The following is a 13,971-nucleotide window of genomic DNA, read 5'->3' as shown; positions in this document are numbered from 1 at the left end:
ACAGTTAGCAGCTGTTTAACCCCCCGAATTTCGATGGACGGAACGGCCACCGAACTTACCGGAAGTTCGAGTCGAGTGACGGCGGATTCGCTCGACTATCGGAAGCGACTGGGCCGGGTGGGTGCTATCGAGGGCCGTCAGTCCGTCCCACAGTACGAGGTTACTACTATTGGGGCCCCTCGCCCCACATCCATCGATGACTTACACTGTCGCAGTCGTCGGGACCGGTGCAAATCCCGACGACCCGGACACTGACGGATTCGCGATGGCCTACAGACACGCCGGCGCATACAGTCGGCTCGATTCGTGTTCGCTCACTGCCTGTGCCGATATCATCCCGGAGAACGCTCGGCAGTTCGCTGAACGGTGGAATATCCCCGACGACAACGTGTACACAGACTCGGTGAAGATGCTCGAGGCGATCGAACCGGATATCGTGAGCGTCTGTGTCCCACCGCACGTTCACGCGGACGTCGTCGTTTCCTGCGCGGAGACCGGGGTCATGGACGCAATCCACTGCGAGAAGCCCATGGCGACGACGTGGGCCGATTGTCAGCGAATGGCTTCGACATGCAAACGGGCCGGCATACAGCTCACCTTCAATCACCAGCGTCGGTTCGGGAAACCGTTCCGCGAGGCCAAGAAACGCCTCGACGGGGGAACGATCGGCTCGCTCGACCGAATCGAACTCGGCGGGAAAAACCTGTTCGATTACGGTTCGCACCTGTTCGACCTCTGCGGGTTCTTCACCGATCAGGCCGTGGCGAAGTGGGTGATGGCCGGTATCGAATACAGCGAGGAGAACGTGCAGTTCGGCGCGCACAACGAGAACCAGGCCATCGCACAGTGGCAGTACACGAACGGCGTCAACGGACTCGCTTCAACGGGAGATGGCGGAATCGTCGACTGTCAAATGCGTCTCCTCGGTGACGACGGCATCATCGAGATCGGCGGCTCGGACGCCCCGCTTCGCATCCAGTCTGGTGGGAAGTGGCGGACCGTCGACACGGGCGGTGAAGACGTACACGGCCCGAGTGAATCCATTTTCGACGCCGCCAGACAGAAACTCTCGACCCGTCTCCCGGGAGTGTCCGTCGAGACCGCCAGACCGGAGACCTTCGTCGACCGCGCGATAGCGGATGTCGTCGACGCTCTCGATACCGGTCGCTCGCCGGAACTCTCGGCGGATAACGCGCTTCAGGCGACCGAACTGATCTTCGGGTGCTGGGAGTCCGCGCGTCGGTGCGGGAGAGTAGACTTCCCGCTCGAGATCGACGACAACCCACTCGAGGCGATGGTCGAGAACGGTGAACTACTCACCGCCAGTGGGCAGTGACCGACTATGCCCGGCCGCCCGCGACGGATCAGTCCCCATCGACAACAGGGTTACAACGAGCATAACAAACAGATAGTACCCGAACGCTCTACCAACGTGAGTACTGTACGGGAAGGGTGTGTGACGGGAGCGAAGCGTGGGCGTACCGCAGTAACCCACGTATATCGGCTCCGTTGGACGCGCCACGAGGAGTTGTGGTCGAGACCATGATAGATAAATTGAAAGAACTACTACGACGGCTGCTTCCGTACGGCGACGACGTCATGGAGCAGGCGGTGAAAAGCGGCGTTTGGGTCGGCGTGATGAACGTCACCGAGCGCGGTCTCGAACTCTTGCTCCTGGTCATCGTCGCCTCGCTGATATCGCCGCGCGCCTTCGGTCTGATGGGTATCGCCCTGTTGATCCTCTCTTCGCTGAAGAAGTTCTCGGAACTCGGCGTCAAGGACGCTCTGATCCAGGCCGAGGAGGACAACGTCGACGAGGAACTCAACACCGCTTGGACGATCGAGACGGTTCGCGGAGTGGTAATCTTCGTGGTACTGTTTTTCGGCGCGCCCTACATCTCGGCACTGTTCGCCGAACCGGCGGCGACGGGCGTCGTCAGAGTAATTGCGCTTTCGCCGCTCGTCGTCGGCCTCCAGAACCCGGCCGTCGTCTACTTCAAAAAGAGCCTCGACTTCCACAAGGAGTTCGTCTACAGGGTGAGCGGTGCCGCCGCGTACTTCCTCGTCACGGTCGGATACGCCCTGTACGATCCGAGCGTTTACGCGCTCGCGTTCGGATATATCGCGGGCGATCTGACCCGGTTCGCCGTCTCGTATCTCGCCGACGGCTTCCGGCCGTGGCCGGCCTTCGAGGCCGATATCGCGCGGCGACGCCTCGGGTTTGGCAAGTGGATCACTGCAAACTCTATCCTGTACTTCCTGTACAGCCAGGGAGACGACGCATTCGTCGGCTGGGCGCTCATGGCGAGCGCGCTTGGGTTTTACCAGCTCGCGTACCGACTGTCGAACGCGCCGGCGACCGAGATCACGCACACGATTTCGAGCGTCACCTTTTCGGCGTATTCGAAGGTCCAAGACAACACCGAGAAACTCAGGGCCGGCTATTTGCAGACGCTTCGGATGACGACGTTCGCTTCGTTCCCCGCGGCTGTCGGTATTGCAGCAGTCGCGCCGGCGTTCGTCGAGGCGTTCTTCACGCCCGAGTATCGGCCGATGATCCGAGTTATGCAACTGCTGGCCGTCTATGGATTACTACGGTCGATGGGTGCGACGATGGGTCCGATTTGGAAGGCTATCGGACGCCCAGACTACATCGCGAAGCTCTCGGCGCTCCGGGTCTTGCTGATCGCGATATTCATCTATCCGGTGACGATGGCGTACGGTATCGAAGGAACGGCCGCACTCATCACGGGCATTTACATATTCCCGATGATGCCCATCGACATCTACCTGATTGCCAGAACGGTCGATTCCTCGCCACGAGAGATTCTCCGAGAGATCGGGTATCCGCTGGTCGCGAGTTTCGGGATGGGTGCAGCGGTGACGTACGTCTATCGAACCGTGGACCTCAACGCACCGATCGCCGAGTTCGCCATACTGGTACTCGTCGGTATCGTCACCTATGCCGTCCTCTCGATTACGTTCATGGTCAGCTTCGACTGGGAAGTGAAGCAGAACCTCGAATCGATCGTCGACACCCTCGCAGGATGATGTCAATGATAACACAAAACACGCGACGCACACATATCGAGGTGACGAGATGAAGCGACGAACGTTCCTGACCGGCAGTGCGCTCGTATCGGTTCCGTCGGTCGAGCAGTTGCTCCAGTGGTTGCAGCGGGTCAATCAGGGCCAGATCGTCGCCAAGCGTCTCATCGCGGTCCCCGAACCCGGGTCTGAACGACGTGAAATCGCGGCGGTCGATGCGAATGGAACGTCGGTCGTCTCGGACCACGAAGACCTCCTCGCGGAGTCGGCGGGGTCGATCACCACGGCAGCGGCGACTGAGTTGCGAACCCAGTACCGCGAACTGCGCTTTCAGGTGACCGTCTCGCATCACGAGACGAGTCTGGGTCGGCCGACCGACGGCGAACCCGTGGAGTATGAGACTTCACGGGTCCTGTACAGCGGGATGGACATCGGCGATCACGCCACGTTCCAGACGTCGTTACTGGACGAGGACTCGCTCGTTTCGCTGTCCTGCCTGACAGAGGACAAGTCGTCGCTTCGACAGCGTTGTCGGGTCGGCATCGAAAATCCAACCGAAGACTGACACACGGGACGGTATCGACAGGCCAACTCACACGCCTGTAATTAAAGCTTACTGCCAACTCTGAACGGGTAATAACTCATTATCGGTCTCTCGAGCGACTACATTTCGGATTAACGTTCAATAAAGACTGGTACGCAAGAATATCCACCTGGATTCTGTGATACCTCAAGGGAACCCACCAGGGAACAACCATTAAAAGAGTAACCAGGAACTACCGCACTGTGACGAACACAGAACAGAATCGCTCGCATACAACTGACGAATCGTTGCAGGATGACGATCGATCGACGGCGAAAACCCCTATTAACCGCCGTACCTGCCTGAAACTGGCGGGGCTGGCCGCGACTTCACTTGCCGGCTGTGCCGGTAATGGTGGTCCTACTACCGGTGGAGCGGCTGCTGGCTTCGGGTACGGTGGCAGCCCCGCGGTCACCGAACAGGTGGCCGCGACGGACGTTACGGAAATCGCCGAACTCGGTTCGGTCGCGAGGTCTGTCCGGACGATCGATTTCGACGCACCGCTTTCGACGACGCTCGCGCCCGGCGCGTCTGATCTGTTTGCCTTCCAGGCAACTGACGCGACCGACCTGACCATCTCGTACAAGTCGACCGGCGAGGCCGGTCTGACCGCACTCGGCTTCTTCGATCCAGAGGGTGAACTCGTCTCGCAGGCGTACGCCCGACCGAACGTTCCGGTCTACATCCCGGAATCTATCTCGACCGCCGGTACGCACTACGTACAGGTACTAGACCTGAGTCGAGGCGGTGGCGCGTACGATCTGAACCTCTCGACAGAGTACACCACGACGCAATCCCAGTCACCCTACGAGGGGACTGTGGCTTCGATTCCCGGCCGAATCCAGGCCCAGAATTTCGACGTTGGTGGCGAGGGAATGGGCTATCACGACACTTCGAGCGGGAACGTCTACGGCCTGAACGTCCGTGATACTGACGTCGACATCCGCAAAACTGGCGACGAGTCCGGGAGCTACAACATCGGCTACTTCCAGTCGGGAGAGTGGCTCGAGTACACGACGGATGTGACGGCCGGAGCCTACGATGTCAGCGTTCGCGTCTCGTCGCCGTTCTCGGGCGGTAAACTACGGTTGACGCTTGGCGATCAGACGCTCGGAACAGTCGAGGTGCCCAACACCGGCGACTGGACGACCTGGGAGACGGTTACGCTCTCGGACGTTTCCATCGATCTCGACGAGCAAACGGCTCTCCGGGTCGAAGCGCTCGACTCCGGGATCGAACTCAACTGGATCGAGTTCGACGCGCTCGATACGCAGGGGCCCCACGGCGGATCCCCGGTGACGATTCCGGGCCGCTTCGAGGCCGAAAACTACGACCTCGGCGGCGAGGGAACCGCGTACCACGACACATCGACGGGCAACGAGTACGACACGAGCTACCGCGACGGTGACGTCGACATCCGGGAGACACAGGATTCGTCGGGAACGTACAACGTCGGATACTTCCAGGACGGCGAGTGGCTGGAGTACACCGCCGACGTTTCGCCTGGCACGTACGATCTCGGCGTCCGAGTCGCAACGACTCGGTCCGATCGTCAGCTCAAGTTCTCTCTCGACGGACAGGAACTGGCGACGGTGGACGTTCCCAACACCGGCGGCTGGACGACGTGGGAACTGGCTGTCGTCGAGAACGTATCTATCGACGCCGACGGCGAACACGTGCTACGCGTCGAAGCGATCGGCTCCGGCATCGACTTCAACTATGCCGAGTTCAAGGAGGTCGATACGGAGTCTTCCAACCTCCCGGCGCTTCCCGGCCGAATCCAGGCGGAAGACTACGACCAAGGCGGTGAAGGAGTCGCCTACCACGACACGTCAGCCGGCAACGAGTACGACACGAGCTACCGCGACGGTGACGTTGACATCCGGGAGACGCAGGACGTCTCCGGCGGATACAACGTCGGCTACTTCCAGGACGGCGAGTGGCTCCAGTACACCGCCGAGATTCCGGCGGGGACCTACGACCTCAGCGTCCGCGTCGCGACTCCGCGAAGCGGCCGACAGCTCGCGGTCTCGCTCGACGGGACGCAGGTCGGGACTATCGACGTGCCGACCACCGGCGACTGGACCGCCTGGGAGACCGCGACGCTCCGCGACGTGACGGTTTCGTCCGGCGGTGAACACTCGATCCGAGTAAAGGCCGCCGGCTCTGGAATCGACTTCAACTGGTTCGAACTCCTCGAATCGGGATCGACCGAGACGGAGACAGCGACGCCGACTGAAACGGAGACAGCGACGCCGACTGAAACGGAGACAGCGACGCCGACTGAAACGGAGACAGCGACGCCGACACCGACCGAGACGGCGACGGAGTCCGGTTCCACCGTGGACGACTTCGGCGAACAGGGATACGGAATGGGTGGGTACGGGGGTACTCAGTAACACAGAACAATGGCAGAACGATACACTACGCCCGCAGAGGGTACACTCGATTGGCACGTCCCGCTCAACGAAAACTTCGACAAGCTCGACACGCACGTCGAACTCCGCGACGCCGAGTCGAACATCGGCCAGTACGATCCCAGAGCCGGTTCGAAGTTCCTCGCCACCGACACGGGAACCGTCTACATCGGTGACGGGAGCAACTGGAACCGAATCGGCAGTCTCAGCGCGAGCGATTCCTCCGTCTCCGAGGCCGACGACGGCTCGCTCATCGCCCCACCGGGCGACGTCCAGTCGGTCATCGATCAGGCGTCGAAATCACACACGTGGGCACAGGGTCCGAGCCGAACGGTAAAGCTCGTCTCCGGCGAGAACTACTTCCCCTCGGACACGATCAAGCTCCGTCGGAACGTCCGACTCGAGTGCAACGGCGCTCGCATCGTCCCCGACGGTGACTTCAACGTCATCGAGATGTACCGCGGGACCCAACTCGTCGACCCGTTCATCGACACCCGGCCGGTCTCCTGGGACTCCGCCCAGGTCGTAGTCGGCGCGAGCGACGCGTCGAAGATCGAACCGGCTAACCGTGCGGCCGTCGAGAACGCGTATCTCCTCGGCGACAAGGGCGAAGGCATCGGCCTTCAGTTCCTCGGTGGCTCCAGCCCGTGTTCGATGCAGGTCGCGTCCGGGTCCATCTCGGGATTCGACATCGGCATCGACTGCTACGCGAACGGAAGCGACACCAGCGGGCAGGGCGACTGGTCCAACGGCAACCGGTTCTACGGCACCCTCACCGACTTCCGTATCGGCGTGAACCACCGGTCCGAGGGCGCGGAAGTCTCGGGCAACGTCTTCCGCCTCATGGTCCAGCCCACCGACGACGTGAGCGAGTGGCTCTGGTACATGGAAGACGATCCGCGCTCGGAGAGCCAGCGGGGCGACAACTCCTACGTGAAAGGTAGTAACACCATGCTGGTGTACCCGTGGGACACGTCCCTGTTCATGGAGAACAACGACTATAACGACGGCGGCGACCGCCGGGCCCCGATCTGGTACCTCGGCAAAGGCAAGAACTACGCCAATTCGATGGTCGACCTGTCCGGGACGCTGGGCAATCAGTTCATCGTCAACAACTCCGATTACCCCGACCGGAACGGCATCTTCACCTACCACGGTGGCAAGGTGACCGGGACGAGCCAGTTCTCGCACCCGCCGTCGTACCAGCCAAATAGCGACAGCCGGATGTGGCACGACGACTCGATCAACTAACGGTCGTCGCTCATACTTCGAGGGTTACGGCGACCCCGGTGTTTCCGTAGGTGTCCCACCGTAACGGGTTCTCAGTGGCGAACCGTTCGAAAGCGACGTTCCATGCGATATCGTCACAGAAGTACAGACACCCGCCCACACGGGCGGCGACCGTATCGAACGCCCGTTTCCGGACAGAGTACCGCTTCGGACCGTCGTAGACCAACGCATCGACCCCTCGGCTGCCGAGTTCCACCGGGAGAAGATCGTTCATGTTTCCGATCTGCATCTCCCACCGGTCGCGATACTCGTCCGGGACGATCCATCCGACGTCTCGCCCCGTCGGAATCCAGGCTCCTGCGGATTCGTCCCACTCCCCTGTGTGGTCGTTCTCGTACTTCGGAAGGTCGATGCTTGTGAGCGTCCCGCCGTTGCCGTTTCGCTCCAGCGCGGCGAGGATGTAATACGACGAGACGCCGTTCGCCACACCGACCTCGACGACCGACTCGGGGCGAACTGTCCTGAGTGCCGCGTAGAGGACGGGCGCTTCCACTTCGATACCACCGATCGCGAACGGCTTGTCGTCAACGCGCGTCGGCAGGACTCGACGTGTGGCTTGACATCTGCCTCGAACTCGTCGAAATACGTCTGAACTTCCCGGGCGCTCGTTCCGAGAAGGTCTGCCAGCGCCATATTACTGGACGCTTTTTGGAACTCTTCTTGCAGGCGTCTCGCCCGTGCTGTCGGGTCCGAACGCCGGAACCGGACCGATCGCAGAAAGTGATACAGTTCGCCGGGATTTCTGAGTCCCGTCAGGACCGATCGAGTCGTCGTGACGTCACGGAGGAGTCCCCCAATACCCATGCAAGCGAATCCCGGACAACGGACATGAGAATACGTTCTCTACTCAAATACTGACTCGTCGGGTTGCATCATATACCCCGTCTGAACCAGGTGGAGCTACGAGTTCCGCGACTCGTGGTGCCAGACCCGGCTGTCGTTCTGCTGGTACGCCGGGTTCATCTCGAACTGTGAGGTCCCGACGACGAACCCGCCGTGGGCGGTGAAGATACCGTTCCGAAGGGGATTGTCCGAGTTGTTGACCAGATATTGGTTCCCGCGAACACCGCTGAGGTCGATCAGGGAGTTTCCGTACCGCTTGCCGCGACCGATCAGCCAGATCGGCGGATCGCGGTCGCTGTCCGAGTAATACTCGTTGTTGTTCTGATACCCCGAGACGTCCCAAGGGTGTGCGAAGACGGTGTTGCCGTTCATTACGTATCTGTTGTCGTTGCGTTGCTCTCTCGGGTCGCGGTCCATCTTCCAGAGCCACTCGCTCACGTTCCCGTTGGTCTGGGCCTGGACTCGAACCGTGTTACCGCTCACCGCCGCCCCCTCCGAACGCATACTGATGCCGATTCGGAAGTCCTGAATTCGGCCCCAGAACTGGTTGCCGTTCGACCAGCTTCCCTGCCCGCTGGTGTTCTCTCCGGTGGCGTAGAAGTCGATCGCTCGGTCGAACCCGTTCAGTGTCCCTGTCGCGACCTGCATCGAACACGGTTTCGAGCCGCCGCGGAACTGGATTCCGATTCCGCTTCCGGCATCGGCGAGGAGATACGCGTCTTTCACCCACGCACGGTTGGCGGTGTCGAGTTTCTGTGCATCTTCTGGACCGATGACGATCTGCGTCGAACTCCAGCCCATGTCCCGCGTGTCGACGAACGGGTCGACCAGTTGCGTGTCCCGGACGAGTTCGAACACATCGAAGTCGCCCGACGGAACCACCTTCGCTCCGTTGCACTCGAGACGAACACCGCGTCTCACCCGGACGGTCTCCTGTGTCTCGTATGTCTCGCCCGATACCATCCGCACGGTCTGTGTGGGTCGCTGCCCGAATTCGGAACCCGTGGTTGCGGCGTCGATAGCGGCCTGGAGCTGGCCGGGGCGGGCGATGATCGTCCCGTCACTCGTTACGGTCGCGGTTGCGTTGCCGTCCCCCAACGAGATCACGGTTTCGCGACCCGCCGCGCTCCCGAACTCGAGCCACTGGTTCCCGTCACCCAGGAAAATGCGTCTCGTATCGGTGGCGAGGAACTTCGCACCCTCTTTGGGTTCGTAGTCGCTCCGGTTCTCAGCGGCGTCTTTGATTTCGACGTCTGTGTCGATTCGAGCGAAGTTCTCGTTGAGCGGGACGTGCCAATCCTGTGCCCCGCGGTCCGGGCGCTGGTACCCGTGATTCGAAGTATCCTCGGCCATACACTGTACTCCGCACAGCCCTAGTAAAATATACTGTCGCTACCCTTTCAGGAACGTCCGTCGTGACGTCGGCCCGGGAATCGCTAGCTATACACGGACTCTTCGGCCGCGGGCTCGTGGACGCGACGATACACCGACTCGAATCCGTCGACCATCGATGCGATCGTGAACTCGCGGGCCGCTCGCTCCGCGGCGGTCGACCCCAGCGACTCGGCGAGATCCGGATTCTGGTCCAGACGAATCGTCGCCCACGCGATCTGCTGGGGAGATTCGACGTCGACGAAGAGTCCCGACCGATAGCCCTCGATGAGGTCGCTATTGCCGTCGACCGGTGTCGCGACGATCGGCAGTCCGGCGGCCATCGCCTCGATGACCGCACCCGGAAGTCCCTCGAAGTGCGAGGGGAAGGCGAACAGATCCATCGCATTCAACAGTGCGGGGACGTCCTGGCGTGTGCCGAGGAAGTGGACCGTTTCGGTACAGCCTAACTCCTCTGCGCGGCGTTCGAGACCCGAGCGCTCCGGCCCGTCACCGACGAAGACGAGGTGGGCGTTGGGGATTTCCGTACCGATCTCGGGCCAGGCGTCGAGCAGGTCGTAGTGGCCCTTTCGCTCCAGCAGACGGCCGACGGTCCCGACGACGGTCGCTTCCGCCGGCAGATCCAGTTCCTCACGTACCGCCGCGGGCTCCGCAGTCCTGTACGTCTCGATATCGCGCCCGTTGTACACGACCGATACGTCGTCGCGATCCGCCCCGCGGTCGATTACGAACTCTCGACCCGCTGTCGAATTCGAGACGATCCCGTCCGAGAGAGACATCGTCACCCGGTCGATGAGGCGCCGTGCAAGCGGATCGGAGTCCGGAACCGACCTGACGCCGGTGATCACGGTCGCAGAACAGAGGAGGCCGGCAATCCGCGAGATCACGTTGCCGTAAAAGAGAAACGACTGGATGATATCGGGGTCCTCGCGCCGGACTGCGAGCCAGAACCGTATCGGAGCGAGGACGTACGCGAGCGGCGTCTCGACGCCGGCGATCACTCCATTTTCGAGACGGCCGGCGTCCGTGAGGCTCCTGACGGTCACCTCGGGGGAGAGTTCTGATTCGAGCGGGTTCGTCGAGAAGATCGTCCAGATAGTCACGTCGTACTCGTCGTGGTCGACCTCGTTCGCCAAGTCGATCAGCGTGCGTTCGGCTCCCCCGACGACGAGCGCACCGATGAAGTACCAGAGCGTCGTCACGGTCATTCACCCCTCCACAGTGTGGACTCGCCCGTATCGGTTCGAGTGGCCCGTTTCATTGGCTCTCCGGGGGTTCGATCGCCGCCGCGTTTCAGCCCTTCTGACCGTCGGCTGCCTCGCGACCTTCGCGTCCTGCGTCGCCATCCGTCGTCTTCCATGCTGTCTGGTGGACAGACCAGCGAACGATATTGTAAACCAACTCCTACTCGTTGAACATTTCCGCCATAACAGCGGGACTGCGGCGCCACTCGCATTCGATTGCTCACTCAGTTACCGTCCCGTTGCTGATTGCGTGCAGCGTTCGCACAGCCAGGCGTGCGGGCTCGTAGCTGAGTCTGCCGCCGAGCGCGACCAGCGCGTATACGAGACGATCGGTGTGGAACGGGTAGTAGTAGACCGACTTGAGCAACTGCTTTCTGGCATCCCCGTAGAACCGATTGCGGAGCGCTTCCTGTCCGAGGATGAACAGCAGCGACGCGAGAAACGCCCGTTCGTATTTGCGGCCGTGACTCTTCGCGAGGTCACGGTGTTTCTCGACCAGCAGCGGAAACGACACGTCTCGCTTCTCGGTGTAGTTGTTGCTGATCCGCTCTTCTCCCTCCGGGCAGTGGCGTCGCGTCAGTAGCTCACGGATGACGCGAAATTTGGTGTGTTGTGACAGTCGGATCAGCCATTCCCGGTCCTGCCAGCTCGGGAATCGCTCGTCCGGGAGACCCGCTTCGAAGACGACGTCCGTTCGGACCATTAGCGTCGAGAACTCTCCGAACGATTTCCCCACGAGGAGGTCCTCGGTCACGTCTCCCTCGCAGGTGAAAATCACGTCGCGCGTGTAGTCACCGTAGTCGTACTCACAGCCGGTATACACCACACCGACGTCTTCATCCGAGTTCTCGAACACGTCGACCTGCCGACTGATTTTCTCCGGTCGCCAGTCGTCGTCGTCGTCGAGCAGCGCGATATACTCACCGTCTGCTTCGCGTATGCCGGTGTTTCGTGCCTGATTCGCACCGCGGTTTTCCTCGTGGCGAAGGCAGACGAGATCGAGGTCGTCGAAGGACTCGTTTGCGAGCGTATCGGCCGCCGGCTGGGGCGAGTGGTCGTCGACGACGATGAGTTCGATGTTCGGATACGTCTGGTCAGCGACGCTGCGCGTCGCGCGCCGGAGCCTGTCCGGCCGTTTGTATGTCGGGATTACGACGCTCACTAGCGGTTTCGACATCAAGGTACCCGTAGCTTCTCGATACCTCAGTAAAGTTAGTGCCTCACTATGCTCCGTCGATCAGTTCTCCGGCGACACGGACCAACCAGTGAACCCGCCGTTCGTGTAAACCTTGTTGGCCGTCGGGTCGTTGTCGATTCGGGCGAGACTCTCCTCGCCGTACCTGAAGAGGTACTCCTGCTGTTGGGCCGTGTAGTACGAGGCGGTGTGCTGTTCGGTGTCGTGAGTCTTCGTCACGACGTAGCTCCGCCCGAACGTGTCCGCGGCCGTGATGTCCTCGCTATAGTACCCGAGGTTTCGCGGGAGATTATTGTTCATACTGAAACTCATCGGGTAGTACTGCGGGTGATTCCGTCCGAGGACGAACGCCTCCATCTTGTGTGACGTGTCCATCGAGTGGATCGGCACGCCGGGGTCGTCGTGGGTCGCCATGAACTGGGTCCCGTCGTACTCGGCGTACGTCATGTGGTTGTTTGGCTCGTAAGCCGCTCCGGCTGCGAGCCCCGCGCTCAGTAACACGAGCGCGGTCAGTGCGACTGTAACAGTCGAGTACCGGTTACTGGCACAGTAGACGAGCGCCAGTGCCACCAGGACCGCGGAGAACAGGAGCGAATACCGGTTCGCGCGGATTATCCCTTTGACGATGAGGTTCCCGAGCAGGAAGGTCGCGGCGATGACTAGTCCGGCCACGAAGTGGCTCGTCCCGAGCCCCCAGTCGTATCGGGGCCCTCGCCAGAGGAACCAGTACAGTGTCAACAGGGTAAACAGCCCGGCAACGGCGAAGTAAATGGTCGTCGACCCGTACAGCGTGACGAACTTGTTGACGAGCTGCGGGAGGGTGAACTCTACCGAACCGGCCTTCTGTAGCTCTCTCGCCGCGGGGGTCGCGTCGTTCTGCGTGGCCGCGACTTTTGCAATTGCCTGTCGCGTCTGACCGAAGTTCGTCAGCCAGGCGAACAACAGTGGGAGAAACGCCACGCCGACTCTCGGACTCAGCTGCCTGATTGGTGCGGTCGATAGCCGACCGAACACGCCCGAGTAGACGGCCGTGAGCAACAGCAGTCCGACCATGAACAGCGTCGTCATCGGATGCGAGTAGATGACGAAGATGCCGATGAGGAGAAAGAGGATGAGATACTCGTTGTCGTTGCTCCGTCGATAGAGCTCCGCAAGCCCAAGCAACACCGGAATCAGCATGAACGAGTTCATCGCTGGATGATTCGACAGGTGGAACGTGGTGTAAACCAGGGGACTCCCGGCCGCTAGCCCAGCCGCCAGACTCCCTCGTTTTCCCGAAATCGTGCGCACGAGGATACCGATTCCGACGATCTGGAGCACGGTAAACAGCAGGGCGGTGACGTAGGGAATCGCGGACATCGGGACGCCCAGCATTGTCATCTCTGCCATTAGTACGTGCTCGCCGGGATACCAGATGCCGGGCAGCGACCCTGTGTCGATGATCGCTTTCACGTCTCCGAAGTGGCGCAGAGCGTCGGCGGTTCCCTGCCCATAAAACCGATATCCGCGCGCTTTCGGAAGGAAGAAGTACAGCGCGTAGTTCGCGATGACCATGGCGATCCCGTGTCGCCAGTACCCCGATCCTGTGACTGCTGCGGCGATCAGCGTCAGGATCCCACCCGCTAGGACCGCGTAGAACAGGAACCAGAAAGACTGCGGAAGAGCGTTCACGAGCGATGTCTCGTAACCCGTCACCGGCTGGATGGTGAGGAATATCCCGCTCTCGAGCACCAGGAACCCGGCGAGTATGATGACCAGATACTCTTGTAAGTCGCGGTTCGCAAACTGGTAGCTGTCGAACAGTCCCTGTTCAATATCTGTCTCGTAACCCATATATTACCCTCGTGGACCGCGGACTCCCGGAACTGCTAACAGGCCCAGGTCTTGGTCGTGATTCTGTTCTTCCGCTATTAAGTAATCAGTAGTTAACCCCACGTGAGAGCTGGTCGATCTCGGTGG

Annotated in this window: 10 protein-coding genes; 5 read left to right on the top strand and 5 right to left on the bottom strand. The window is 60.9% G+C overall.

Annotation, left to right across the window (positions count from 1 at the left end; genetic code table 11):
* The first annotated feature begins 196 nt into the window (after positions 1–196).
* From GM656_RS14105 to GM656_RS14085, 5 genes are all read left to right on the top strand, one after another.
* Positions 197–1,336, top strand: coding sequence for a Gfo/Idh/MocA family protein (locus GM656_RS14105; protein WP_162414321.1), 1,140 nt, complete (start codon positions 197–199; stop codon positions 1,334–1,336).
* A gap of 206 nt (positions 1,337–1,542) precedes the next feature.
* Positions 1,543–3,051 carry a lipopolysaccharide biosynthesis protein gene (locus GM656_RS14100; protein ID WP_162414320.1) on the top strand — a complete coding sequence of 503 codons (1,509 nt, stop codon included), beginning with the start codon at positions 1,543–1,545 and terminating at the stop codon, positions 3,049–3,051.
* Positions 3,052–3,100: 49 nt separating this feature from the next.
* Positions 3,101–3,613, top strand: coding sequence for a hypothetical protein (locus GM656_RS14095; RefSeq protein ID WP_162414319.1), 513 nt, complete (start codon positions 3,101–3,103; stop codon positions 3,611–3,613).
* Between the two features lie 221 nt (positions 3,614–3,834).
* Positions 3,835–6,030 carry a carbohydrate-binding domain-containing protein gene (locus GM656_RS14090; protein WP_162414318.1) on the top strand — a complete coding sequence of 732 codons (2,196 nt, stop codon included), beginning with the start codon at positions 3,835–3,837 and terminating at the stop codon, positions 6,028–6,030.
* A gap of 9 nt (positions 6,031–6,039) precedes the next feature.
* Positions 6,040–7,299: a hypothetical protein gene (locus GM656_RS14085; RefSeq protein WP_162414317.1), complete on the top strand. Its 1,260-nt coding sequence runs from the start codon at positions 6,040–6,042 to the stop codon at positions 7,297–7,299.
* A 10-nt stretch (positions 7,300–7,309) separates the two neighbouring features.
* Here GM656_RS14085 and GM656_RS14080 read toward each other — a convergent pair whose 3' ends face one another.
* The 5 genes from GM656_RS14080 to GM656_RS14060 all read right to left on the bottom strand — a co-directional run bounded on the left by GM656_RS14080 (position 7,310) and on the right by GM656_RS14060 (position 13,845).
* Positions 7,310–7,831, bottom strand: coding sequence for a class I SAM-dependent methyltransferase (locus GM656_RS14080; protein WP_162414316.1), 522 nt, complete (start codon positions 7,829–7,831; stop codon positions 7,310–7,312).
* Between the two features lie 407 nt (positions 7,832–8,238).
* Positions 8,239–9,534 (bottom strand): hypothetical protein, encoded by a 1,296-nt coding sequence (locus tag GM656_RS14075; protein ID WP_162414315.1) that lies wholly within the window; start codon positions 9,532–9,534, stop codon positions 8,239–8,241.
* 83 nt (positions 9,535–9,617) lie between these two features.
* Entirely contained in the window at positions 9,618–10,781 is a 1,164-nt protein-coding gene (locus tag GM656_RS14070) for a glycosyltransferase (RefSeq protein ID WP_162414314.1), read from the bottom strand.
* Positions 10,782–11,037: 256 nt separating this feature from the next.
* Positions 11,038–11,994, bottom strand: coding sequence for a glycosyltransferase family 2 protein (locus tag GM656_RS14065; RefSeq protein ID WP_162414313.1), 957 nt, complete (start codon positions 11,992–11,994; stop codon positions 11,038–11,040).
* Positions 11,995–12,054: 60 nt separating this feature from the next.
* Entirely contained in the window at positions 12,055–13,845 is a 1,791-nt protein-coding gene (locus GM656_RS14060; protein ID WP_162414312.1) for a hypothetical protein, read from the bottom strand.
* Positions 13,846–13,971: the final 126 nt, after the last annotated feature.

It is taken from the genome of Haloarcula salina, from assembly GCF_010119195.1.
GTDB classification, from domain to species: domain Archaea; phylum Halobacteriota; class Halobacteria; order Halobacteriales; family Haloarculaceae; genus Haloarcula; species Haloarcula salina.
Note: the sequence above shows the minus strand (reverse complement) of the source record. Positions and strands in the feature narration are given on the sequence as shown.